Consider the following 22,768-nt stretch of genomic DNA (forward strand, 5'->3'; position numbering starts at 1 on the left):
CTTGCAGGGCACGAGGGACTTGAACCCCCAACCTTCGGTTTTGGAGACCGATGCTCTGCCAGTTGAGCTAGTGCCCTTCGATGGATCACACGGCTGGGAGCGCTGGTTGAGGGCGCGCTTCAGCATGTGGCGAAACCACCAAGCGTGGAGTCTACGGGGCCGGCGGTCCCGACACCAAAAGTGGGGGCATATCGGGGCTTGCGGCGCCCGTGCGGGCCGCGTCGCGGGCTCGGTCGCCGGCGGCGTACGACGGGCCGAAACCGATGCTCGCCAGACCGGCCGCTCCCCGTAGCATGGGCGCATGACCTCTCTGCCTCGCGAACGACGAGTCTCTGCGCGGATCGGCGCCATCGCCGAGAGCGCCACGCTGAAGGTGGACGCGAAGGCGAAGGCGCTCAAGGCCGAGGGCCGCGCCGTGATCGGCTTCGGCGCCGGCGAGCCCGACTTCCCGAGCCCCGACTACGTCGTCGAGGCGGCGGTCGAGGCGGCGCGCGACCCGAAGAACCACCGCTACTCCCCCGCCGGCGGGCTCCCCGAGCTCAAGAACGCGATCGTGGCGAAGACCAAGCGTGACTCCGGGCTCGACGTCACGGCGGCGCAGGTGCTGGTCACCAACGGCGGCAAGATGGCGGTCTACGAGGCGTTCGCGGCCCTGCTGGACGAGGGCGACGAGGTGCTCCTGCCGGCGCCGTACTGGACGACCTATCCCGAGGCGATCAAGCTCGCCGGCGGCGTCCCGGTCGAGGTCTTCGCCGACGAGACCCAGGACTACAAGGTCACTCCTCAGCAGCTCGACGCGGCCCTGACGAAGAAGACGAAGGTCCTGCTCTTCGTCTCCCCGTCCAACCCGACCGGCGCCGTCTACACCACCGCCGAGATCCAGGCGATCGGCGCGTGGGCCGCGGAGAAGGGTCTGTGGGTCGTCACCGACGAGATCTACGAGCACCTGACCTACGACGGCGTGGAGACCGGCTCGCTCCCGGTGCTGTGCCCCGAGGTCGCCGACTACACCGTCGTCCTCAACGGCGTCGCCAAGACCTACGCCATGACCGGCTGGCGGGTGGGCTGGCTCATCGGCCCGGCCGACATCGTCAAGGCCGCCACCAACCTGCAGTCGCACGCCACCTCCAACGTCGACAACGTCGCTCAGCGCGCCGCCCTCGCCGCGGTCTCCGGCGACCTCTCGGCCGTCGAGGTGATGAAGGAGGCGTTCGACCGGCGACGCACGCTCATCGTCTCGATGCTCAACGACATCCCCGGCGTCGTCTGCCCGACCCCGAAGGGCGCGTTCTACGCCTTCCCGTCCGTCAAGGGCCTGCTCGGCAAGGAGTACGTCACCGCGGCCGGCCCGAAGGTCATCGAGACCTCCGCGGAGCTGAGCGAGTTCATCCTCGAGCAGGCCGAGGTCGCGATCGTCCCGGGCGAGGCGTTCGGAGCGCCGGGCTACCTCCGGCTCTCCTACGCCATGGGCGACGACGACATCGTCGAGGGCATCACCCGCCTCCAGAAGCTGTTCAGCTAGTTGCGCGATCTTCGGGCGCTGCCGAAGGCGCACCTGCACCTGCACTTCGCCGGGGCGATGCGGCACGCCACGCTGCTCGAGCTCGCGGCGCGCGACGGGATCCACCTTCCCGACCAGCTCGTGGCGGAGTGGCCGCCGCGGCTGAGCGCCGCCGACGAGAAGGGCTGGTTCCGCTTCCAGCGGCTCTACGACGTCGCCCGCTCGGTCCTGCGCACGGAGGCCGACGTACGCCGGCTCGTGCGCGAGGCCGCCGAGGACGACGTGCGCGACGGCGGGCGGTGGCTGGAGATCCAGGTCGACCCCTCGGGCTACGGCGCGCGCTTCGGCGGGGTCACCGCATTCACCGAGCTCGTGCTGGACGCCGTCGCCGAGGCGTCCCGCGAGACCGGCCTCGGGATCACGCTCGTCATCGCCGCGAACCGGACCCGCCACCCGCTCGACGCGCGCACGCTGGCCCGGCTCGCCGCCCAGTACGCCGGCCGTGGGGTCGTGGGGTTCGGTCTCTCCAACGACGAGCGCCGCGGCCGCACGGAGGAGTTCGACCACGCCTTCGCGATCGCGGAGCGCGCCGGTCTGCTCCTCGTGCCTCACGGCGGCGAGCTGCGTGGACCCGAGCACATCCGGACCGTGATCGACGCGCTCCACGCGGACCGGCTGGGCCACGGCGTACGCGTGGCGGAGGACGCCGAGCTGCTCGATCTCGTCGCCGCGGCCGGGATCACCCTCGAGGTCTGCCCGACCTCCAACGTGTCGCTCGGGGTCTACACCGACCTCTCCTCGGTGCCGTTGCCGACGCTGCTCGATGCCGGTGCGACGGTGGCGCTGGGCGCGGACGACCCGCTGCTCTTCGGGTCGCGGCTGGCCGGACAGTACGCCACCATGCGCGCGGCCCACGACCTCTCGGACGAGACGCTCGCCGAGCTCGCCCGGATGTCCGTGCGGGCGTCCGCCGCGCCGGAGTCCGTGACCGCCGCGATCCTCGCCGACATCGACACCTGGCTCCAGCAGGGTTGAAACCCGCCGACTACGGAAGACTGACCACCATGACCGGGAACCCCTACGACCCCCAGCCTGACGACCAGCAGCCCGACGAGCCCCGCGTGGACCTCGGCAAGGGCGGCCCCGCCACCCCGCCGCCGAGCCCCTACGGCACGCCGTACGGGCAGCAACCGCCCTACGGCCAGCAGGGCCAGCAGGGCCAGCAGCCCTATGGGCAGCCGTCCTACGGCCAACAGCCGTACGGGCAGCCGGCGTACGGCCAGCAGCAGCCCTACGGGGCGACGCCGTACGGCAACCTCCCGCAGAAGGACGGCAGCGCGACGACGGCGATGGTCCTCGGCATCGTCGCGGTGGGCGGGATGTTCATCTGCGGCGTGACGATCCTGCTCTCGCCGGTCGCGCTCGTCATGGGGCTGAACTCCAAGAAGCGGATCGACGCCTCGGGCGGGCGGCTCATGGGGCGCTCGGAGGCGCAGACCGGCTTCGTGCTGGGCATCATCGGCTGTGTCCTGCTGGCGCTGGCGATCATCGCGATCATCCTCATCATCATCGTCGCCGTGGCCTCCGACGGAGGGTCGAGCAGCTACGACTACGACAACACCTACGACTACAACGCCCTGGCCGCGCTCGCCCTCCCCCGCTGAACCGCTCCCCCACCACCTGATGCGCTGCTCCTACTTCGACGCCGGCGTCTGCCGTTCGTGCCACTGGCTCGGCCAGGCGTACGACGACCAACTGGCCCGCAAGCAGGAGCGGGTGTCCCAGGCCCTGGCCGCGGTGGCGCCCCTGCGCTGGGAGGAGCCGGTCCGCAGCCCGGACGAGGGGTTCCGCAACAAGGCGAAGATGGTCGTGGCCGGCACGGTCGAGGAGCCGACGCTCGGCATCCTCGACCACGCCGGCCGGGGCGTCGACCTGCTCGCCTGCGGCCTGCACGCACCCGGGCTCCAAGCGGCCCTGCCGGCGCTGCGTCGCTTCGTGACGCGGGCCGGGCTGACGCCGTACTCCGTGCCCGAGCGGCGCGGCGAGCTCAAGCACGTCATCGCGACCGAGTCGACCGACGGCGAGCTGATGGTCCGATGGGTGTTGCGCTCCACCGAGGCGGTCGGACGGATCCGGAAGCACCTTCCCTCACTGCGTGAGGAACTGCCGGTCGCGGTCGCGTCCGTCAACCTGCAGCCGGAGCACAAGGCCATCCTGGAGGGCCCCGAGGAGATCTTCCTGACCGAGCGTGAGGCGCTCACCATGCGGGTCAACGGGATCGACCTCCACCTCCGCCCGCACAGCTTCTTCCAGACCAACACCGAGGTGGCGGCCGCGCTCTACCGGCATGCCCGCGACCTCGTCGACGCCGCCTCGCCGACGACCGTGTGGGACCTCTACTGCGGCGTCGGCGGCTTCGGCCTGCACGTCGCCTCGCCGGCGCGGTCCGTCACCGGGGTCGAGTCCAGCAAAGCGGCGGTCGAGGCCGCGGCAGCGAGCGCCGCGAGCCTCGGGATCGGTGGCACGACCTGGCTGGCGGGCGACGCGACGTCGTACGCGTTCGAAGCGGGAGCCGGGAAGGCGCCGGACCTGGTCGTGGTCAACCCGCCCCGGCGCGGGATCGGCCCGACGCTCGCCGGCTGGCTCGAGGCGTCAGGCGTCGGTCACGTCGTCTACTCCTCGTGCAACGTCGACACGCTGGCGCGCGACCTGGCCGCGATGCCGTCGCTGCGGCCCGTCTCCGCCCGGCTGCTCGACATGTTCCCCAACACGCCCCACCACGAGGTCCTCGTCCTCCTGGAGCGGTGATCCGCACCATCCGCGCCGAGTCGGCCTCACAGGGTGACGCCGAGGAGCACCGGTTCGTTGACCAGGGTGATCCCGAACCGGTCGCGGACACCGTCCCGGATCTCGCGGGCGAGTGCGAGCAGGTCGGCGGTCGTGGCATCGCCGCGGTTGGTGAGGGCGAGGGTGTGCTTGGTGGAGAGGGTGACCGGACCGTGGCCGGGATACCCCTTGCCGAAGCCGGCATGGTCGATGAGCCAGGCGGCGGAGGTCTTCACCGTGCCGTCCGGTTGGGGGTACGACGGCGCGCCGTCGGGCACGAGCGTGGGATCGACCACCGGGTTGGTGAAGAACGAGCCGGCCGACCAGGTGTCATGGTCGTCGGCATCGAGCACCATGCCCTTGCCGCGGCGTAGGCCCAGCACCGCCGCGCGTACGTCGCGTGCGGGAACCCGGTCGCCCGGCGCGACACCGAGGGCGCGCGCCAGCTCGGCGTAGGCGACCGGAGCGCCGAGATCGCCGAGATCGCCGAGGGTGAGCTGGAAGGTCACCGACAGCACGACGTGGCGGTCGGGGTCGGCCTTGAACCGCGACCAGCGGTAGCCGAAGCCGCAGTCGGCGTTGGCGAAGGTGCGGATGCCGCGCAGCGTGCGGTCCCAGACCCGGACCGACCAGATCGTCTGGGAGACGTCCTGGCCGTAGGCACCGACGTTCTGGATGGGCGTCGCGCCGACCCGCCCGGGGATCCCGGAGAGTGCCTCCACGCCCACCCAGCCCTTGTCGACGGCGAGCGCGACGAGGTCGTCCCAGGTCTCGCCGGCCGCGACCGTGACCAGGACGCCGCCACACGAGGGGTCGTCCGTGTCCGGGGTGATGCCCGACGTCGCGACCTCGACGACCGTGCCGTCGAAGCCCTCGTCGGCCACCACCAGATTGCTGCCGCCGCCGAGGACGAGGACGCGTCGCCCGGCGGCGTCCGCCGCCGAGACCGCCTCGGTGAGCTCCGCCTCGGTCGTCGCGACGATGTGCTCGGCCGCCGGACCGCCCAGCCGCAGGGTGGTGTGGTCGGCGAGCAGCTCAGGCACGGACGACGGCCTTCGGCATCCCGAGGACCTTCTGTCCGGCGCTGGTGACCTCCAGCGAGATCGTCGCCAGGCCGTCGGCCAGGGTCTTCACCGTGCCCGCGACCGTGACAGTGGTGCCGTCCTCGTCATCGGAGACGACGACAGGGTTGGTGAACTTCCCGCCGAGCTCGACCACCTCGGCACCGCCGGTCCACTCCGAGACCGCACGCGCGACCAGCGCCATGGTGAACATGCCGTGCGCGATCACGCCCGGGAGGCCGACCGCGGTCGCGACCCGATCGGACCAGTGGATCGGGTTGAAGTCACCGCTCGCGCCGGCGTAGCGGACGAGCGCCGCACGGGTGACGGGGAACGTCGTCGGCCCGAAGGTCTGCCCCTGCTCGAGGACCTGCTCGGTCACTGCTCCTCCTCGGGGCCGCGGTGGACGAGCGTCGCCGTCGCGGTGCAGACCAGCGCCCCGCGGTCGTCGGTGAGCTCGGAGACCGTGCCGATGATGTCGTTGCCGCCGATCTGACGCAGGCTGGCGACAGAGAGCGTCGCGGTGAGCACGTCGCCGGGGACGACGGGGCGCGCGTAGGCGAACCGCTGCTCACCGTGGACGATCCGGGAGAGCTCCACCCCGACCTCGTCGAGGAAGGCGTTCATCGCCTCGAAGGCGAGCACGATCGGGAAGGTCGCGGGCACCGGGTCGCCGCTCTCCCACCCGGCTCCGCTCGCCGCGGCGAACTCACGCACCTTCTCCTCAAAGACCCGGTAGGGCCTGGTGGGCGGGAAGACACGACCCACCAGCGACTGGTCGACAGGCATGGATCCACCTTAGTGAGTGCGGTCGGCGCGCCGGCCTCGAGGCTCCGCGGCGGACGGCTCGTGCATCGACGGCCGTCGCAGATGCCAGAAGGGCCCGTCCACCGTGGACGGGCCCTTCTGGTGAAGACCTGCTGCGACGATCAGCGAGTCGCGAGGCTCAGCGGGTCTCGCGGTGCGGCTGGTGCTTGCGGCAGCGGGGGCAGAACTTCGCCAGCTCGATCCGGTCGGGGTCGTTGCGGCGGTTCTTCTTCGTGATGTAGTTGCGCTCCTTGCACTCAACGCAGGCGAGAGTGATCTTGGGGCGAACGTCGCTGCTCTTGCTGGCCACGGGAAGTCCTCTTGTTGCTGATCGGTGCGGTTGGGCTGGTAGCGGGGGCGGGGATCGAACCCGCGACCTCACGATTATGAGTCGTGCGCTCTAACCGCCTGAGCTACCCCGCCTCTAACAGCCTGCGACCGCCGATCTATTCCTTGCGGGAACGAACCGGCGGACCGCCTGCTTCGAGCCCCTTTACGGAATCGAACCGTAGACCTTCTCCTTACCATGGAGACGCTCTGCCGACTGAGCTAAAGGGGCGACGGGCGAGAACATTACAGGGGTCCCGCGAGGGCGACAAATCGAGCCGCACTCGACGTCGTCCGCCCAGGTCAGAGGTGCTTTCCGGCCCGCACCGACCCCGTCTCGGTCACGGCGCGAGCGTGGCGAACGGACGCGCCTGCTCGAGCTCGAAGGCCAGCTCGAGGAGGGTCGCCTCCTGTCCACGCCCCGCACCCAGCATCATCCCCTGGGGCAGGCCGGCCGCGGTGGTGTGCAGCGGCAGCGAGACCGCCGGCCCGCCGGTGACGTTCTGCAGCGGAGTGAAGGCGACCCAGTCCATGAGCCTCCCCATCACGGTCTCGTAGTCGCGGGTCGGAGCGAGGTAGCCGACCTCCGGCGTCTCATGGGCGACGGTCGGCGTCAGGACGACGTCGTAGGTCTGGTGGAAGTCCTCCATCGCCGCCTCGATGGCCCGGAGCCGGCGTACGGCGCCCGGGAGGTGGCGCAGGTTGCGCTGGCAGTGGGCCGCAAGCCCCAGTGTGAGGTTGTCGAGCCTGGCCTTGTCCCAGGTCCGGCCGCGGACGGGACCGGTGCTGACGAGCGTGAGCGCGAGGGATCCCCAGAAGAGGACGAAGTCCTCCGGCAGGGTCGGCGGGAGCGGTGCGACGGCATGCTCGACGACGTGACCGAGCTCCTCGAGCAGCGCGGCGGTCTTGAGCGCGAGGTCGGCGACCTCCGGACTCGCACTGCGGCCGAGCGCCTCGGTGAAGACCGCGACCCGCAGCCGCTTGCGGCCGGGACCGGCGACGTCGCCCACCGGCGGCAGGGAGAGGTCACGGTGGACCTTCTCCGCCTCACGCAGGAAGACGGCGGTGTCGCGGACCGTGCGGGTCAGGACCCCGTCGGCGACGATCCGCAGCGGCAGCAGCTGGAAGAACCGGTCCTGAGCGACCCGGCCGCGCGTCGGCTTCAGGCCGACGAGTCCGTTGACGCTCGCCGGGATCCGGATGGAGCCGCCACCGTCGTTGCCGTGGGCGATCGGGACGGCACCGGCCGCGACGAGCGCGCCGGCGCCCGCCGACGAGGCGCCCGCCACCCGGTCGGTGTCCCAGGGGCAGCGCACGGCGCCCAGGCGAGGATGCTCGGCCGTCCCGGAGAAGCCGTACTCCGAGAGCTGGCTCTTGCCGAGCGAGACCAGGCCCATCTTCATCAGCATCTTGGTGAGCTCGCCGTTGCGGCGTGCCGGCCGGGCGGCGTACGCGTCGGTGCCGTGCCGCGTCGGCACGGCGGCGACGTCGACGTTGTCCTTGATGAGCGTGGGCACGCCGGCGAAGAACCCGGTCCTCGGGCCCGCGGCCTCCACGCGGGCCCGGTCGAAGGTGCGATAGGCCATCCCACCCAGCTCCGGGTCGACCCGCTCGATCCGCGCGATGGCCGCTTCCACGGCCTCGCTCGGCGAGATCGCGCGGCGTTGGATCGCCTCGCACACGCCGACCGCGTCCAGCGCGCCGAGAGCATCGTCCGTGAACGCATGCACACGAGCCATGTCGACAAATTAGCGACCCGACGCCAGCGCCCGGCGAGAGGCCGCCGGATCGTCCCGAGAAGTCAGTACGCCGGACGGCGACCCCGCGCGGAGAATCGGTGACCTCTCGGGCGGAACGGGCGCCCTCTTGCGCGGAACGGGTGACTCCTCGCGCAGAACGGGTGACTCCTCGCGCGGAACGGGCGACTCCTCAGAGCGACGCGCTGAGGCGGCGGTCGATGGTGGCCGGGGCGAGGACGTGCTCGATGGCGATCGCCGCGCAGCCGACCAGCCCGGCCGAGTCCGCATGACGGGCGGGCTGGAAGACCAGCTCCCGCGTGGCGAGGGCGGTGGAGCGCGCATAGACACTCTCCCGGACCCCGGCGGTGTAGAGGTCGAATGCGGCCCCCATGTCGCCGCCGATCACGACCACCTCCGGGTTGAGCAGGTTGATCGCAATGGCGAGCAGCTCGCCGACGTACCGGCCGCTCTCACGCAGCAGGCCGCGAGCGACGGCGTCACCGGCGAGCGCGGAGGTGACGAGGTCGCGGACGTGGCCGGCGTCGACCCCCGACTCCACCAGCCGCTGGACGAGGGCCCATCCGCCGGCGACGGTCTCGAGACAGCCGGACGAGCCGCACCGGCAGGGCCGGTCGCCGGCGGCCTCGAGCCGGGTGTGGCCGATCTCGCCGGCCGCGCCCAGATGACCGTGGACCACCTGCCCTTCGGCGATGAGACCGAGACCGAGACCGGTGGAGGCCTTCACGACGAGCGCGTCCCGCGGATGGGGCCCGGGACCGAAGAGCTCGGAGCGGGCGAGCGTCTCCGCGTCGTTGGCGAGCACGAGGGGCGCGTCGGTGAGCTCGGCGAAGTACGGCGCCAGCTCGACCCCGTCCCAGCCGCCCATGACGGGCGAGTCGACGCTCACCCGACGGACCGGGTCGACGATGCCGGGCAGGCTCATGCCGATGCCGAGGACCGGCGGGTCGACGCTCTCCATCATCTTGTGGAGCCGCTCGACCAGCTGAGGCATGAGCTCCTCCGCGGAGATGCCGACCGCATGGTCGCGGGTGTCCCCCACCAGCTCACGGCCGTCGAGGTCGAAGATCGCCAGCTGGCTGCGGCTGCGCCCGACCGCGACGGCCAGGACGACACCGGCGTCCTGGTTGAACACGAGCGCCCCCGGCGGACGACCACCGGTCGAGGCCAGCTCCTCGCCGAGCACGACGAGCCCGGCGTCGACGAGGGAGGCGACCCGCGCGACCACGGCGGTGCGCGAGAGGCCGGTGAGACGGCGCAGGTCGGTGCGGGTCGCGGCCTGGCCGGTACGGATCAGCTGGAGCACGTCACCAGCGGTCGACATCTCGGTCACTCGCGCATCATAAGGTGGTGACTTCTGCCTTAAAAATACCTTTCTGGTGCTTGTATCGATCAAATATCGATGCGACGGTAGTCACATGACCCGAACCCGCGGCGCTGCCCCGGCCAGCCATCCGCTTCCCGAGCACTGTGACTTCACGGTCTTCGGCGGCACCGGCGACCTCGCGCTCCGCAAGCTGCTGCCGGCGCTCTATCAGTGCGACCGCGAGGGCCGCCTGCCCGAGGACACCCGCGTCCTCGCGCTGAGCCGGGCGGCGTACGACGACGACGCCTACCGCGCGATCGCTCGCACGGCCCTCGCCGAGCACGTCCCCGCGGAGCAGCACGACCTCACCGTCGTCGAGCGACTCCTGGGCCGGCTCCACCACCTCACCCTCGACGTCACCGACGACCACGACTGGCACGCGCTCTACGGCCGACTCAAGGACCGCCGGGACTTCGCGGGGACGGTCCGCGTCTTCTACCTCGCCGTGGCGCCCGTGCTCTACGAGACGATCTGCCGCCACCTCGGCAGCGGTGGGGTGGCCGCCGATCCGTCCCGCGTCGTCCTGGAGAAGCCGATCGGCCACGACCTCGCCTCCGCGCGAGTCGTCAACGACGCCGTCGGCAGCGTGTTCGCCGAGTCGCAGATCTTCCGGATCGACCACTATCTCGGCAAGGAGAGCGTGCAGAACCTGCTGGTCACCCGCTTCGCCAACACCTTCCTCGAGCCGCTGTGGAACAGCCAGTGGATCGACCACGTCCAGATCACGGTCTCCGAGACCCTGGGCGTCGGCGACCGCGCGGCCTACTACGACGCGTCCGGGGCGCTGCGCGACATGGTGCAGAACCATCTGCTCCAACTGCTCTGCCTCGTCGCGATGGAGCCGCCGCTCGAGGTCGGCCGCGAGGACGTGCGTGACGAGAAGCTCAAGGTGCTGCAGGCGCTCCGGCCCATGACGCCCGAGGACGTCGACCACGACGTCGTGCGCGGCCGCTACCGCAGCGGTTACGTCGAGGGGCGGCCGGTGCCAGCGTACGACGAGGAGATCGCGGCTCTCGAGGCCGGCGACGGCACCACCGAGACGTTCGTGGCGCTGCGCGCGGAGGTCTCGAACTGGCGCTGGGCCGGGGTGCCGTTCTACCTGCGGACCGGGAAGCGGCTCGACCGCCGGCTCTCCGAGATCGTCATCGTCTTCAAGGCCACCCCCACCGATGTCTTCCCCCACCGCGAGGGCCTGACCGAGCCCAACAAGCTCACCATCCGGGTCTCGCCCGACGAGGGGATGCAGCTCCACCTCACCGCCAAGGAGCCCGGCCCCGGCGGCTACCGGCTGCGGCCGGTGTCGCTCGACCTGAGCTACGCCACCACCTTCGCCAACCGCTCCCCCGACGCCTACGAGCGACTGCTCATGGACGTCATCCGCGGCATCCCCACGCTCTTCATGCGTCGCGACGAGGTCGAGGCCGCCTGGGCGTGGTGCGAGCCGATCCTGCAGCACTGGGCAGCCTCCGGGCTGCCACCCAAGCCCTACCCGGCGGGGACGCCGGGTCCGTCCGCGGCCTTCACGCTCATCGAGCGCGACGGCCGCTCGTGGCAGGAGTATCTGTGATCCCACCCTCGCCTGTGCACCCCGTCGTGGAGGCCGTGACCCGGCGCATCGCCGACCGCTCGGCGGCCGGTCGCTCGGCCTACCTCGACCGGGTCCGTGCCGCCGCCTCGCGCGGCCCCGCCCGTGGCCGACTCGGCTGCGGCAACCTCGCCCACGGCTTCGCCGCGGCCGACCCGACCGCGAAGGCGGCGCTGCGCGCCGGCCTCAAGCCCAACGTCGCCATCGTCACGAGCTACAACGACATGCTCAGCGCGCATGCGCCGTACGCCGACTACCCGCCGGTCCTCAAACAGGCCGTCCTCGAGGCCGGCGGCATCGCCCAGGTCGCGGGCGGAGTGCCCGCGATGTGCGACGGCATCACCCAGGGCCGCGACGGCATGCAGCTCTCGCTCTTCAGCCGCGACGTCATCGCGATGTCGGCCGCGATCGCGCTCTCCCACGACATGTTCGACGGCACGCTGATGCTCGGCGTCTGCGACAAGATCGTCCCCGGCCTGCTGATCGGCGCGCTCTCCTTCGGCCACCTGCCGACGGTGTTCGTCCCGGCCGGGCCGATGGCGTCCGGGCTGCCCAACGCCGAGAAGGCGCGCGTCCGGCAGCTCTTCGCGGAGGGCAGGGTCGGGCGCGAGGAGCTGCTCGAGGCGGAGTCGGCGTCGTACCACTCGCGCGGGACGTGCACGTTCTATGGCACCGCCAACTCCAACCAGCTGCTCATGGAGGTCCTCGGGCTGCACCTCCCGGGCGCCTCCTTCACCAGCCCCGACACGCCGCTGCGCGAGGCCCTCACCCGGGCCGCGGCCGCGCGCGTCACCCGGCTGTCGCTCGAGGGTGCGCCCGGCATTGGCGAGATCGTCGACGAGAGGGCGGTCGTCAACGCCTGCGTCGCGCTGCTCGCCTCGGGCGGCTCGACCAATCACACGCTCCACCTGGTCGCCATCGCCCGCGCCGCCGGGATCGTGCTGACCTGGGACGACCTGGCCGAGCTCTCGGCGGTCGTGCCGCTGCTCGCCCGGATCTATCCCAACGGGCAGGCCGACGTGAACCACTTCCACGCGGCCGGCGGCATCGCCTTCCTGATCCGCACGCTGCTGGAGCACGGCCTCCTCCACGAGGACGTCCGCACCGTGCTGGGGCGCGGGCTGGCGGCGTACGCCTGCGAACCGCGCCTCGCCGCGGACGGGGAGGTCACCTGGGTCGACGGCCCGTCGGTGTCCGGCGACCGTGCGGTCCTCCGCCCCGCCGACGACCCGTTCTCCCCGGACGGCGGGCTTCGCGTCCTCCACGGCGAGTTGGGTACGGCGGTCATCAAGACCTCCGCGGTCGCGCCGGAGCACCGCGTGGTGACCGCGCCGGCGATGGTCTTCGACGACCAGGCCGACTTCCTCGCCGCCTTCCAGGACGGCGAGTGCGACGGGCGCGACCTGGTCGCGGTGATCCGCTATCAGGGCCCGGCGGCCAACGGCATGCCCGAGCTCCACAAGCTCACCCCGGCGCTCGGCGTGCTGCAGGACCGCGGCTTCCGGGTCGCGATCGTGACCGACGGGCGGATGTCGGGCGCGTCGGGGAAGGTCCCGGCCGCCATCCACGTGACGCCCGAGGCCGCTCTCGGAGGCCCGCTGTCGCGGGTCGTCGACGGCGACCTCATCACCGTCGACGCCGACGCCGGCCGGCTCGTCCTCCACGTCGCCACCGAGGAGCTCGCCGCCCGGCCCTCGACCGGTCGCGCGCCCCACGACGAGGAGCTCACCGGCACCGGACGGGAGCTCTTCTCGGCGTTCCGCGCCACCGTCGGCTCCGCCGACACCGGCGCCTCCGTCTTCACCGCCCTCACGCAGCCCCAGGAGTCCCCCGTTGCCCAGCGCGTCTGACGTCCTCGCCCTCTCCCCGGTCGTCCCCGTCGTCGTGGTCGACGCCGTCGAGCAGGCCGTGCCGGTCGCTCGCGCGCTCGCCGCCGGCGGCGTGCCCCTCGTCGAACTCACCCTCCGCACCCCGGTCGCCCTCGACGCGATCCGCGCCATCGCCGCCGAGGTGCCCGAGGTGGCGGTCGGCGCCGGGACCATCACCTCGCCCGGCGCGGCGAAGCAGGCGCTCGACGCCGGCGCCCAGTTCCTCGTCTCCCCCGGCTGCACGCCGACGCTGCTCGCCGCCATGGCCGACACCGGCCTGCCCTTCCTGCCGGGGACCGCCACCGTCTCCGAGGCGATCGCCGTGCTCGAGGCGGGCTACCGGACGATGAAGTTCTTCCCGGCCGAGGCGTCGGGGGGCGTCGGCTACCTCTCCACGCTGCCCACGGTGATCCCGGACGCCGTCTTCTGTCCGACCGGCGGCATCAGCGCGGCCAACGCGCCGGCGTACCTCTCCCTCGCCAACGTCGCTTGCGTCGGCGGCTCCTGGCTCACGCCGAGGGACGTCCTCGCGGCCGGCGACTGGGCGCGGGTCACCGTGCTCGCGCACGAGGCGGCCACGCTGCGCTGAGGAGGCGCGGCGTGCGCGACGCTCAGGTCTAGACGCCGACGACTGCTCAGCCAGGGATGCAGCCGAACGGTCGCTCCCCTAGCGGAGTTCCGCACGGGGAGTGCGCATTCGTCTGCATCCCTAGACGACCGCGCGCCGCGGCGGCCTCACGACCCGCGCCGGAAGCAGGCGGGGTCGTGCGGATCGAAGATGCCGATCGCCTGCATGAGCGCGTGCATGGTGGTGGGTCCGACGAACACGAAGCCGCGCTTCTTGAGCGCCTTGGAGAGCGCGGTGGACTCCGGCGAGACGGTCTCGGTCGCCGCCACCTCCCGCTCGGGCGCGAAGGAGAGCACGAACCGCTCCAGTCCGCCGTCCTCGCGGAGCGCGACGGTCGCGCGGGCGTTGGTGACCGCTGCGGCGATCTTGAGACGGTTGCGGACGATGCCGGCGTCCTGCATCAACCGCGCCTGGTCCTCGTCGGTGAACGCCGCGACCGCGTCGGCCTCGAAGGCCTCGAACGCGGCCCGGAAGGCCGGGCGCTTGTGGAGGATCGTCGACCAGGACAGCCCGGACTGGAAGGCCTCGAGGGTGAGGCGCTCGAGGTACGCCGCCTCGCCGGTGACCGGCACGCCCCACTCGGCATCGTGGTAGTCCTGCATGACGCCCGCGCTCCCGGCCCATGCGCACCTGACCAGGTCCTTCATCCTGCTCCCAGCTCCTGTCCGATCCGCTGCATCGTCGCGATCAGCCCGTCGGTCGCCTCCTCGGCGAACCGGTCGGCCGGCCCCGAGACGGAGAGCGCGGCGACGACGCTGCCCGGCGGACCGACGGGGACGGCGACGCAGCGCACCCCGGTCTCCTGCTCCTGCTCGTCGACCGCCCAGCCGCGTTCGCGGACCTGCGCCAGCTCAGTCAGGAAGGCGGCGAGGTCGGTGATCGTCGTCGGTGTCCGCGGCGGCAGGCCGGTGCGGCGCAGCAGCGCCGTCGTACGGTCGACCGGCTGGTCGGCGAGAAGGACCTTGCCGACCGCGGTGGAGTGGGGCGGGACATGCCGCCCGACCTCGGCGAACATGCGGAGCGTGTGCGGCGAGGGGACCTGACCGACGTAGACGACGTCGTCGCCCTCCAGGACGGCGAGGTTGGCGGTCTCTCCCGAGAGCCGTACGAGCTCGGCGAGATAGGGCCGGGCGGTGCGGACCAGGGAGCGGTGGGCAGCGTCGGCGAGACGCAGCGAGGCGGTCCCCAGGGAGTACTTCCGGGCGGCGTCCCGGCGGACATAGCCCCGCACGTGCAGCCCCTGGAGGAGCCGATGGACCGTGCCCTGCGCCAGCCCGGTGAGCTCGCTGAGCTCGCCCACGCCCCGAGGGCCCTCGGCCCGGGCGAGCTCCTCGAGGAGGTCGAGCGCACGGTCGAGCGACTGCACCGCCCCGGCCGGGCGGGACATGCTCTCGACCATGGCCCGACCCTACGGGACCATCCAGGCCAGGACGCCGGTGGCCTGGAGCCCCACGAGGGCGCACATGAACGCGATCATCACCAGGCTCCAGCCGACCACCCGCCGGAAGATGTCGCCCTCCCGGCCGCCCAGGCCGACGGCGGCCGCGGCGATCGCGAGGTTCTGCGGGCTGATCATCTTGCCGAGGACACCACCGGAGGAGTTCGCGGCCGCCATGAGCAGCGGGTCCAGGCCCGCCTTCGACGCGGTCTGCACCTGCAGGGCCCCGAAGAGCGCGTTCGACGAGGTGTCCGACCCCGTCACGGCCACGCCGATCCAGCCGAGCACCGGCGAGATCACCGCGAACGCCCCGCCCGCGCCCGCCAGCCAGGACCCGAGTGAGGCGGTCTGGCCGGAGAGGTTCATGGTGTACGCCAGCCCGAGGACCGCCATCACCGTGATGATCGCCGAGCGCAGGTCGACGTAGGTCTTCACGTAGGTGCGCGCGGCCACCGTCGGCGTGATCCGCAGGATCGCGGTCGTGATCAGGCCCGAGATGAGCAGGATCGTGCCCGCCGCGGGGAGCCAGTTGAGGGCGAACGTCGTCGTCGACACCGGGTCGCCGGCGGTGTTGAGCACGTTGAGGCCGGGCCAGTGCACCGGATGGGTCCACGGCTCCTTGGCGAGCTGCTCCTTGACCGCGGTGATGTTGGTGACCACGAACAGCACGATGATGACGGCGTACGGCGCATAGGCGAGCAGCACGTCGCGCCGGCTGTCACCCGGGGCGCCGTCCGTGCCCGCCGCCGCGGCATGGGCGCCGCCCGTGCCCGACCCGGCGTCCGGCGTACCGCCGACGCGGCGGCCACCGCCGGCCCCGTCGGATCGACCGGCGCGACCCGTGCGACCCGTGCGACCCGGGACGCTGGCGGCCGTCGTACCGCCGATGCTGCTGCCGGCCATCGCGACGCCGTCAGGGACCACGACGCGGTCGCCGCCGCGCGGCACCGGGGCGTGCACGGTGGGGGCGACGACCTCCCGCGTGTGCCAGACCCGGAGGAAGCCGACGAGCACCAGCGCGGAGAAGAGCGAGGCGACGATGTCGGCCAGCGTGACGGAGACGAAGTTGGCGGAGACGAACTGGCCCACGCCGAAGGCGAGACCGGTGACGAGCGCCGGCAGCCAGGTCTGCGCCAACCCGCGGCGGCCGTCGACGATGAGGACGAGGAACAGCGGGACGATGACCGCCAGGATCGGCGTCTGACGGCCGACCATCGAGCCGAGCGTGTCGACGTCGAGGCGCGGGTCGTTGTTGGCCCCCATGGCGACCGAGGAGAGCGTCGTGATCGGCACGGCCATCGCGCCGAACGCCACCGGCGCGGTGTTGGCGACGAGGGCCACGACGGCCGCCTTGAGCGGCTTGAAGCCGAGCGCCATCAACATGACGACGGTGATGGCGACGGGCGTGCCGAAGCCGGCGAGCGCCTCCAGGAGCGCCCCGAAGCAGAACGCGACGATGATCGCCTGGATCCGCTGGTCGGGGCTGACCTTGGCGAAGGTCCGCTGCAGCACCGCGAAGTGGCCGGTGGCGACGGTGAGGTTGTAGACCCAGATGGCGTTCACGACGATCCACAGGATCGGGAAGAATCCGTACGCCGCGCCCTCGCTGCCGGCGAGGAGCGCCTGCGTCGTGGGCATGTCGAAGGCCGCCACCGCCACGACGAGCGAGACCACCAGGGCGATGATCCCGGCCAGCCAGGCGCGCATGCGCAGGCCGCCGAGGAGCACGAACAGCACGAGGAGCGGGATCGCGGCGCACAGGGCGCTGAGCCCGAGCGACCCACCGACCGGGTCGAGATCTTGCTGGAACATGGTGACTCTCCCTTGCGGGGATGGTTCTTTTAGGAGGTGTCCGTCGACCGGGCGGACCTGAGCCGGTCGGGAGCGAGGCCCCGGATCGAGGCGTCGAGCACCTCGACCAGGTGGGCCATGCCCATGGCGTGCGCACCGAGGTCAGCACTGGCCGGGATCGACGAGGCGACCTGCAGGAGACAGCCCGGGTTGGCGGTCACGAGGACCTCCGCGCCGGTGTCGACGATGGCGGCGGCCTTGCGCCTGCCCAGCTCCGCGGCCGCCTCGGGGTGGAGGATGCTGTAGACCCCCGCCGACCCGCAGCAGATCTCCGGGTCGGCGATCTCGCGGACCTCCAGGCCTGGGATGCCGGCCAGCAGCCGCCGCGGCTGCGCCCGCACGCCCTGGGCGTGCGCGAGGTGGCAGGCGTCGTGGTAGGCCACGGTCAGCGGCAGTGGGTGACGCTCGGCCGCCGGTCCCAGCTCGTCGAGGACCTCGGCGATGTCGCGGACCTTGCCCTGGAAGGCGGCCGCCCGCGACGCGTAGGCCGGGTCGTCGGCCAGGAGTCGGGTGTAGTCCTTGAGCGTCGAGCCGCAGCCGGCGGCGTTGATGACGACGTAGTCGACCCCGTCGAGCCCGTGCGCCGCGTCGGCCTTCTCGAAGGTGTCGATCATGGCCCGTGCGTAGCGCTGGGCCTCCTCCTCGCGGCCGTTGTGGACCGAGAGCGCACCGCAGCAGCCCTGGTGGGCAGGTACGACGACCTCGCACCCCTCCGCGGCGAGGACCCGCGCGGTCGCGGCGTTGACCTCGGGGAAGAACGCGTCCTGGACACAGCCGGTGATCATCGCGACCGTGGCCCGCCTCGTCCCCTGGGCCGGGATCCGTGCGGGCATCCGCTCCGCGGGCTGCAGCGGCGGGGTGAGTCGCTCCATGGCGGCGAGGTGGGGCGCCATCCGCTCGAGGAGGCCCCCCGGCTTGGTGACCCTGCGGCGCAGCGCCCGGTCGAGCCCGGTCCGCTGCAGGGCGCGGATCGGACCGCGCAGGAGCCGCAGGCGACCCGGGTGGGGGAAGAGCGCGAAGACCAGTCCGCGCAGTGCCTTCTCCCTCATCGGGCGCTCGTGGTGTCGCTCGACCTGAGCGCGGGTCTGCTCGATGAGGGTGTCGTAGCGGACGCCCGAGGGGCAGGCGGTCACGCACGACATGCAGCCCAGGCAGTTGTCCCAGTGCTCGACCATGGCGTCGTCGAGCGGAGCGCCGTCGAGGCCCTCCTTCATCAGGTAGAGCCGCCCGCGGGGACTGTCCATCTCCTCGCCCCACAGCACGTAGGTGGGACAGGTCGGCAGGCAGAACCCGCAGTGGACGCAGTCACCGAGCAGCGCGGCGTCCGGTGGACGGTGGTCGTCGAACGCCCCCGAGGCGTAGCTGCGCGGGTCGGCGATCGACCCGGCCTCACCCGGCACGGGGTCCACGGCGGTCATCAGATCCCTCCTACGAATCTGCCCGGGGAGAGCCGGTGGTCGGGGTCGAACTCGTCCTTGACCCGCTGCATCAGTCCGAGCGCCGGCACCGGTCCCCACATGTCGAGCGCCGGCTTGAGCGAGCCCGGGGCGTCGAGGACGACGAGGCTGCCGTGGTGGTGGGCGCAGACGCCGCGGAGCCGCTCGACGGTGGCTGCGACCTCCTCGTGACTCCCCCGGCCCGCCTCGACCCCGAGCGCCGCATAGAGCACGCCGGCGCCGGCCGATCCGCGGATCCGGAGCCCACGCGCCTCGGTGAGCACATCGCGGAGCCCAGAGAGCCGGAAGGCCAGCTTGAGCGCGACCGCGCGGTCCTCGCCGGTCACGCTCGGGTCCCACGGGTAGGCGCCCCAGCCCTCCGGCGCGTCGCCGGACTCGGCCGGCCCTCCCCACAGCTCGCGTACGACGCCGGCCCGGCCCGCCACGCCGTCGGGCCGCCCCTCGAGGAGGACCGAGAGCGCCCCGTCGCCGGCCGGGTCGAGCGCGATCTCGACCGCCGCCGGCACGACCTGCGCGTGGACCACCGCCCGGGTGAGCTCCTGCGCCTCCTCGGCCGAGCCGACCCGCGCGGTGAGCCAGCGTCGGGCCGCGGGGACGGGGTGAAGGCGGAAGGTGCACTCCGTGACCACCGCGAGGGTGCCGTAGGACCCGACGAGCAGCTTGCCGACGTCGTACCCGGCGACGTTCTTGACCACCTTCCCGCCCGCCTTGGCGACGACGCCGTCCGCGCGCACGAGCGTGACGCCGATCAGCAGGTCGCGCATCGTGCCACCGACGAGCCGGTGGGGGCCGCTCGCATGGGTGGCGAGGGTGCCGCCGACGGTCGCTCCCGGGAGTGTCTCGTCGACGAGGAGCCGCTGGCCGGTCGCGGCGACGCATTCCTGGACCTCGCGGAGCGGGGTGCCCGCACGGGCGGTGACGATGAGGTCGCCGGCCTGGTGCTCGACCACGCCGCGCAACGCGGACAGGTCGAGCAGCACGTCGGCGGAGTCCGGCGGCAGCCCCCAGGTGAGCTTGGTCCGGGCACCGCACGGCACGAGCGTCTCTTTGGCGGCCGCGGTCTCGCGCAGCAGCGCGGACACCTCCGTCGTGCTCGTCGGCCGCTCGACGCGCCCGGCAGGGACACCGTCGACCGCGGTGGTCCCGAGCCGGCCGGCCGTCCGCTCCATCAGAAGACCTCCGCGAGGCCGGCTTCCTGCAGCGGATGGACGCCCTGGCGGCGGCCGGGACGCTCACCGCACAACCGCGGGGTCGGGAAGACCTTGCCCGGGTTGGAGATCCGGTCGGGGTCGAAGGCGCATCGGACGAGCTGCATCGTGTCGAGGTCGTCCTCGCCGAACATGCGGGCCATGGAGGGCGCCTTGTCGTGCCCCACGCCGTGCTCGCCCGTGATCGAGCCGCCGTGCTCGATGCACAGATCGAGGATCGCGCGGCTGACCGCCTCGGCCGCCTCGCCCGCCCCTGCGACGGCGTCGTCGAAGAGCACGAGCGGGTGGAGGTTGCCGTCGCCCGCGTGGAAGACGTTCGCGACCCGCACGCCGGACTCCCCCGAGCTCTCCGCGAGCGCGGCGATCCGGCGCAGGACCTCGGGCAGCGCCGTCCGCGGGATGACGCCGTCCTGCACGATGTAGTCGGGGCTGATCCGGCCCACCGCGGCGAACGCCGACTTCCGGCCCTTCCAGATCAGCGCCCGCTCGACGGCGTCGGTCGCCGTGCGCACCTCGAAGGCGCCGTTCTCCTCGCAGAGCCGCGTGATGTCGGCGTACTCCGCATCGACGTCGGACGAGGGCCCGTCGAGCTCGACGACGAGGACCGCGCCGGCCCCGACCGGGTAGTGACACTGGACGGCAGCCTCGGCCGCCTCGATCGAGAGCGCGTCCATCATCTCGATGGCGGCCGGGACGACGCCCGCCGCGATGATCGCCGAGACCGCCGCGCCCGCATGATCGGTCGAGTGAAACCCGGCGAGGACCGTGACGACCTTCTCCGGCAGCCGGGTGAGCCGCAGGGTCACCTCCGTGACGACACCGAGCGTGCCCTCCGAGCCGACGACCGCGCCGAGGAGGTCGTAGCCCGGCGTGTCCGGCGCGTCCCCGCCCAGCCTGACGACCTCGCCGTCGGGCGTGACCATCTCGACGCCCGTGACGTGATGGGTGGTGAAGCCGTACTTGAGACAGTGGGCACCGCCGGAGTTCTCCGCGACGTTGCCGCCGATCGAGCAGACCTGCTGGGAGGACGGGTCGGGGGCGTAGTAGTAGCCGTACGGCGTCGCCGCGCGCGTCACGTCGAGGTTGACCACACCCGGCTCGACGACCGCCCGCTGGTCCTCCACCCGCACCTCCTTGATGGCGCGCAGCCGCGAGGTGACGATCAGCACGCCGTCGGCATGCGGCAGGGCCCCTCCCGACAGCCCGGTGCCGGAGCCGCGGGCGACGTACGGGACGCCCAGCTCGGCGCAGGCCCGGACGATCTGTGCGAGCTGGGTGGCGTCGTCGGGGATGACGACCAGGGCCGGCGTGACGCGGTAGTGCGCGAGCCCGTCGCACTCGTAGGTGCGCAGCCGCGCCCGGTCGGTGATCACCCCCTCGGGGCGCAGCAGCTCCCGCGCCCGGGCGGTGAGCCGCCCGATCGCCGCCTCGCGGGGCTCGACGGGGATCACGGCATCTGCTCGTAGGCGGGCAGGGTGAGGAACTCGGCGTACTCCTCAGCGAGGGAGATCTCGGTGAAGGTCCTGCGCGCGTCCGCCCAGCGCCCCTGCGTCGTGTCGGTGCGCTCGGCGATCTTCGCCATCTCCTCGTCGATGAGCCGCTCGACGAGCTCGCGGGTGACCGTCGTGCCGTTCGAGAGCGTCACGCCGTTGTGGAGCCACTGCCAGACCTGGCTGCGGGAGATCTCGGCGGTCGCGGCGTCCTCCATGAGGTTGTTGATGCCCACCGCGCCCATGCCGCGCAGCCACGACTCGACGTACTGAATGCCGACCGAGATGTTGCTGCGCAGGCCGGCCTCGGTGATGTCCCCGGGGGTGGCCTTCACGTCCAGCAGCTGCTCGGCGGTGACGTGGACGTCCTCGCGGAGCCGGTCGAGCTGGTGCGGGCTCTCGCCGAGGCCCCGCTCGGCGAGCACCGTGTCGAAGACCTCCTTGCAGGTGGCCACCATGCCCGGGTGGGCCACCCAGGAGCCGTCGAAGCCGTCGTTGGCCTCCCGGGTCTTGTCGTCACGGACCTTGGCGAACGCGACCTCGTTGACCTCCGGGTCCTTGCTGGGGATGAAGGCGGCCATCCCGCCGATGGCATGCGCGCCGCGCTTGTGGCAGGTGCGGACCAGGAGCTCGGTGTAGGCGCGCATGAACGGCACCGTCATCGTCACGCTGTTGCGGTCGGGGAGCAGGAACTCCGTGCCGCGGGTGCGGAAGCACTTGATGACGCTGAACATGTAGTCCCAGCGGCCGGCGTTGAGCCCTGCGGAGTGGTCGCGCAGCTCGTAGAGGATCTCCTCCATCTCGAACGCCGCGGGGTAGGTCTCGATGAGGACCGTCGCCCGGATCGTGCCGCGCGGGATGCCGAGGAAGTCCTGAGCGAGGTTGAAGGCGTCGTTCCACAGCCGGGCCTCGAGGTGGGACTCCATCTTCGGCAGGTAGAAGTAGGGCCCCTGCCCGCGGTCGATCTGCAGCTGCCCACAGGTCGCGAGGTAGAGCGCGAAGTCGACCAACCCACCGCTGGTGCGTGCCCCGTCGACGAGGAGGTGCTTCTCCGGCAGGTGCCAGCCCCGTGGGCGTACGACGATCGTCGGCTGCTCCGCGGCGGTGACCTCGTAGTGCTTGCCGCTCTTGGCGTCGTCGAAGCTGATCGTGCCGCGGATCGCGTCGAGCAGGTTGAGCTGGCCGCCGACGACGTTCTCCCACAGCGGGGTGTTGGCGTCCTCGTGGTCGGCCAGCCACACCTTCGCACCGCTGTTGAGCGCGTTGATGGTCATCTTCCGCTCGGTCGGGCCGGTGATCTCGACCCGGCGGTCGACCAGGCCGGGCGCCGGCGGCGCGACCCGCCAACTCGGGTCCTCGCGGATCTCCCTGGTCTCCGGGAGGAAGTCGAGCGTCCCGCCGGCCGCGAGCCCCTGCACCCGCTGCCCACGGCGCGCGAGCAGGTCCTCGCGGCGCTTCTCGAGCTCGCGGTGGAGCAGGGCGATCAGCTCCAGCGCCTGCGGGGTCAGGATCTCGTCGTACCGCTCACCGATCGTGCCGGCGATCTCGACGCCTGCGGGAACATCCATCTCGCACTCCAACCTGCGGTATTTCGCATC

General features: G+C 72.1%; 20 protein-coding genes and 3 tRNA genes. 7 read left to right on the plus strand and 16 right to left on the minus strand.

Annotated features, from left to right (window positions below; all coding sequences use genetic code 11):
• Nucleotides 1–4: 4 nt before the first annotated feature.
• Nucleotides 5–77 (minus strand) — tRNA-Trp (locus AB3X52_RS06800).
• Nucleotides 78–301: 224 nt separating this feature from the next.
• Between AB3X52_RS06800 and AB3X52_RS06805 the strand changes: the two genes are divergently transcribed.
• The 4 genes from AB3X52_RS06805 to rlmC are packed head-to-tail and all read left to right on the plus strand — an operon-like array spanning nucleotide 302 to nucleotide 4,309.
• A complete protein-coding gene (locus AB3X52_RS06805) occupies nucleotides 302–1,522 on the plus strand; it encodes a pyridoxal phosphate-dependent aminotransferase (protein WP_367992587.1) in 1,221 nt (406 codons plus the stop codon).
• Nucleotides 1,523–2,536 (plus strand): adenosine deaminase, encoded by a 1,014-nt coding sequence (locus tag AB3X52_RS06810; RefSeq protein ID WP_367992589.1) that lies wholly within the window; start codon nucleotides 1,523–1,525, stop codon nucleotides 2,534–2,536. It begins immediately after the preceding gene.
• Between the two features lie 29 nt (nucleotides 2,537–2,565).
• Nucleotides 2,566–3,165 carry a DUF4190 domain-containing protein gene (locus AB3X52_RS06815; protein ID WP_367992591.1) on the plus strand — a complete coding sequence of 200 codons (600 nt, stop codon included), beginning with the start codon at nucleotides 2,566–2,568 and terminating at the stop codon, nucleotides 3,163–3,165.
• Nucleotides 3,166–3,184: 19 nt separating this feature from the next.
• The gene (gene rlmC, locus AB3X52_RS06820) at nucleotides 3,185–4,309 is read left to right on the plus strand and encodes a 23S rRNA (uracil(747)-C(5))-methyltransferase RlmC (protein WP_367992593.1); all 1,125 of its coding nucleotides are present in this window, start codon (nucleotides 3,185–3,187) and stop codon (nucleotides 4,307–4,309) included.
• Nucleotides 4,310–4,335: 26 nt separating this feature from the next.
• On the opposite strand, the gene AB3X52_RS06825 is transcribed toward rlmC, so the two are convergent.
• The 8 genes from AB3X52_RS06825 to AB3X52_RS06860 all read right to left on the minus strand — a co-directional run bounded on the left by AB3X52_RS06825 (nucleotide 4,336) and on the right by AB3X52_RS06860 (nucleotide 9,603).
• The gene (locus tag AB3X52_RS06825) at nucleotides 4,336–5,370 is read right to left on the minus strand and encodes a UDP-N-acetylmuramate dehydrogenase (RefSeq protein ID WP_367992595.1); all 1,035 of its coding nucleotides are present in this window, start codon (nucleotides 5,368–5,370) and stop codon (nucleotides 4,336–4,338) included.
• Nucleotides 5,363–5,770, minus strand: coding sequence for a MaoC/PaaZ C-terminal domain-containing protein (locus tag AB3X52_RS06830; protein ID WP_367992597.1), 408 nt, complete (start codon nucleotides 5,768–5,770; stop codon nucleotides 5,363–5,365). The genes AB3X52_RS06825 and AB3X52_RS06830 overlap by 8 nt, the downstream gene beginning before the upstream one ends.
• On the minus strand, nucleotides 5,767–6,177 hold the full coding sequence (locus tag AB3X52_RS06835) for an FAS1-like dehydratase domain-containing protein (RefSeq protein WP_367992599.1): 411 nt from the start codon (nucleotides 6,175–6,177) through the stop codon (nucleotides 5,767–5,769). Before AB3X52_RS06835 ends, AB3X52_RS06830 begins: the two co-directional genes overlap by 4 nt.
• 157 nt (nucleotides 6,178–6,334) lie before the next feature.
• The gene (rpmG, locus tag AB3X52_RS06840; RefSeq protein ID WP_367992601.1) at nucleotides 6,335–6,505 is read right to left on the minus strand and encodes a 50S ribosomal protein L33; all 171 of its coding nucleotides are present in this window, start codon (nucleotides 6,503–6,505) and stop codon (nucleotides 6,335–6,337) included.
• Nucleotides 6,506–6,541: 36 nt separating this feature from the next.
• Nucleotides 6,542–6,618 (minus strand) — tRNA-Met (locus tag AB3X52_RS06845).
• Between the two features lie 63 nt (nucleotides 6,619–6,681).
• A tRNA-Thr gene (locus tag AB3X52_RS06850) sits at nucleotides 6,682–6,754 on the minus strand.
• Between the two features lie 109 nt (nucleotides 6,755–6,863).
• Nucleotides 6,864–8,261 (minus strand): amidase, encoded by a 1,398-nt coding sequence (locus tag AB3X52_RS06855; RefSeq protein ID WP_367992603.1) that lies wholly within the window; start codon nucleotides 8,259–8,261, stop codon nucleotides 6,864–6,866.
• A gap of 190 nt (nucleotides 8,262–8,451) precedes the next feature.
• Nucleotides 8,452–9,603 carry an ROK family transcriptional regulator gene (locus AB3X52_RS06860; protein WP_367992773.1) on the minus strand — a complete coding sequence of 384 codons (1,152 nt, stop codon included), beginning with the start codon at nucleotides 9,601–9,603 and terminating at the stop codon, nucleotides 8,452–8,454.
• Nucleotides 9,604–9,697: 94 nt separating this feature from the next.
• Here AB3X52_RS06860 and zwf point away from each other — a divergent pair, with 94 nt between their 5' ends.
• The 3 genes from zwf to eda are packed head-to-tail and all read left to right on the plus strand — an operon-like array spanning nucleotide 9,698 to nucleotide 13,687.
• Entirely contained in the window at nucleotides 9,698–11,212 is a 1,515-nt protein-coding gene (gene zwf / locus AB3X52_RS06865) for a glucose-6-phosphate dehydrogenase (protein ID WP_367992605.1), read from the plus strand.
• Nucleotides 11,209–13,080: a phosphogluconate dehydratase gene (edd, locus tag AB3X52_RS06870; RefSeq protein WP_437440539.1), complete on the plus strand. Its 1,872-nt coding sequence runs from the start codon at nucleotides 11,209–11,211 to the stop codon at nucleotides 13,078–13,080. Before zwf ends, edd begins: the two co-directional genes overlap by 4 nt.
• Nucleotides 13,064–13,687: a bifunctional 4-hydroxy-2-oxoglutarate aldolase/2-dehydro-3-deoxy-phosphogluconate aldolase gene (gene eda / locus AB3X52_RS06875; RefSeq protein ID WP_367992607.1), complete on the plus strand. Its 624-nt coding sequence runs from the start codon at nucleotides 13,064–13,066 to the stop codon at nucleotides 13,685–13,687. Before edd ends, eda begins: the two co-directional genes overlap by 17 nt.
• A 146-nt stretch (nucleotides 13,688–13,833) precedes the next feature.
• On the opposite strand, the gene AB3X52_RS06880 is transcribed toward eda, so the two are convergent.
• Genes AB3X52_RS06880 through aceB form a run of 7 tightly spaced genes read right to left on the minus strand, consistent with a single transcriptional unit; the run spans nucleotide 13,834 to nucleotide 22,738 of the window.
• Complete coding sequence (locus AB3X52_RS06880) at nucleotides 13,834–14,373, minus strand: DNA-3-methyladenine glycosylase I (RefSeq protein ID WP_367992609.1); 540 nt, start codon at nucleotides 14,371–14,373, stop codon at nucleotides 13,834–13,836.
• Nucleotides 14,370–15,125 (minus strand): IclR family transcriptional regulator, encoded by a 756-nt coding sequence (locus tag AB3X52_RS06885; protein WP_367992611.1) that lies wholly within the window; start codon nucleotides 15,123–15,125, stop codon nucleotides 14,370–14,372. Before AB3X52_RS06885 ends, AB3X52_RS06880 begins: the two co-directional genes overlap by 4 nt.
• A 9-nt stretch (nucleotides 15,126–15,134) precedes the next feature.
• A complete protein-coding gene (locus AB3X52_RS06890) occupies nucleotides 15,135–16,976 on the minus strand; it encodes an L-lactate permease (protein ID WP_367992613.1) in 1,842 nt (613 codons plus the stop codon).
• 29 nt (nucleotides 16,977–17,005) lie between these two features.
• A complete protein-coding gene (locus AB3X52_RS06895) occupies nucleotides 17,006–18,433 on the minus strand; it encodes a (Fe-S)-binding protein (RefSeq protein ID WP_367992615.1) in 1,428 nt (475 codons plus the stop codon).
• Nucleotides 18,433–19,641 carry an FAD-binding oxidoreductase gene (locus AB3X52_RS06900; protein ID WP_367992617.1) on the minus strand — a complete coding sequence of 403 codons (1,209 nt, stop codon included), beginning with the start codon at nucleotides 19,639–19,641 and terminating at the stop codon, nucleotides 18,433–18,435. The genes AB3X52_RS06895 and AB3X52_RS06900 overlap by 1 nt, the downstream gene beginning before the upstream one ends.
• Nucleotides 19,641–21,131, minus strand: a complete 1,491-nt coding sequence (locus AB3X52_RS06905; protein ID WP_367992619.1) for an FAD-linked oxidase C-terminal domain-containing protein — start codon at nucleotides 21,129–21,131, stop codon at nucleotides 19,641–19,643. The genes AB3X52_RS06900 and AB3X52_RS06905 overlap by 1 nt, the downstream gene beginning before the upstream one ends.
• A complete protein-coding gene (gene aceB / locus AB3X52_RS06910) occupies nucleotides 21,128–22,738 on the minus strand; it encodes a malate synthase A (RefSeq protein ID WP_367992621.1) in 1,611 nt (536 codons plus the stop codon). The genes AB3X52_RS06905 and aceB overlap by 4 nt, the downstream gene beginning before the upstream one ends.
• Nucleotides 22,739–22,768: the final 30 nt, after the last annotated feature.

The organism is Nocardioides eburneus (genome assembly GCF_040838215.1).
Lineage (GTDB): Bacteria > Actinomycetota > Actinomycetes > Propionibacteriales > Nocardioidaceae > Nocardioides > Nocardioides eburneus.

What these genes read in the sequence shown, in the direction of transcription:
- AB3X52_RS06885 (WP_367992611.1), bottom strand. Translation starts at nt 15,125, where the DNA reads ATGGTCGAGAGCATGTCCCGCCCGGCCGGGGCGGTGCAGTCGCTCGAC.
- AB3X52_RS06855 (WP_367992603.1), bottom strand. Translation starts at nt 8,261, where the DNA reads ATGGCTCGTGTGCATGCGTTCACGGACGATGCTCTCGGCGCGCTGGAC.
- AB3X52_RS06815 (WP_367992591.1), top strand. Translation starts at nt 2,566, where the DNA reads ATGACCGGGAACCCCTACGACCCCCAGCCTGACGACCAGCAGCCCGAC.
- AB3X52_RS06835 (WP_367992599.1), bottom strand. Translation starts at nt 6,177, where the DNA reads ATGCCTGTCGACCAGTCGCTGGTGGGTCGTGTCTTCCCGCCCACCAGG.
- aceB (WP_367992621.1), bottom strand. Translation starts at nt 22,738, where the DNA reads ATGGATGTTCCCGCAGGCGTCGAGATCGCCGGCACGATCGGTGAGCGG.
- AB3X52_RS06900 (WP_367992617.1), bottom strand. Translation starts at nt 19,641, where the DNA reads ATGGAGCGGACGGCCGGCCGGCTCGGGACCACCGCGGTCGACGGTGTC.
- rlmC (WP_367992593.1), top strand. Translation starts at nt 3,185, where the DNA reads ATGCGCTGCTCCTACTTCGACGCCGGCGTCTGCCGTTCGTGCCACTGG.
- AB3X52_RS06860 (WP_367992773.1), bottom strand. Translation starts at nt 9,603, where the DNA reads ATGTCGACCGCTGGTGACGTGCTCCAGCTGATCCGTACCGGCCAGGCC.
- AB3X52_RS06895 (WP_367992615.1), bottom strand. Translation starts at nt 18,433, where the DNA reads ATGACCGCCGTGGACCCCGTGCCGGGTGAGGCCGGGTCGATCGCCGAC.
- AB3X52_RS06890 (WP_367992613.1), bottom strand. Translation starts at nt 16,976, where the DNA reads ATGTTCCAGCAAGATCTCGACCCGGTCGGTGGGTCGCTCGGGCTCAGC.
- AB3X52_RS06805 (WP_367992587.1), top strand. Translation starts at nt 302, where the DNA reads ATGACCTCTCTGCCTCGCGAACGACGAGTCTCTGCGCGGATCGGCGCC.
- AB3X52_RS06880 (WP_367992609.1), bottom strand. Translation starts at nt 14,373, where the DNA reads ATGAAGGACCTGGTCAGGTGCGCATGGGCCGGGAGCGCGGGCGTCATG.
- zwf (WP_367992605.1), top strand. Translation starts at nt 9,698, where the DNA reads ATGACCCGAACCCGCGGCGCTGCCCCGGCCAGCCATCCGCTTCCCGAG.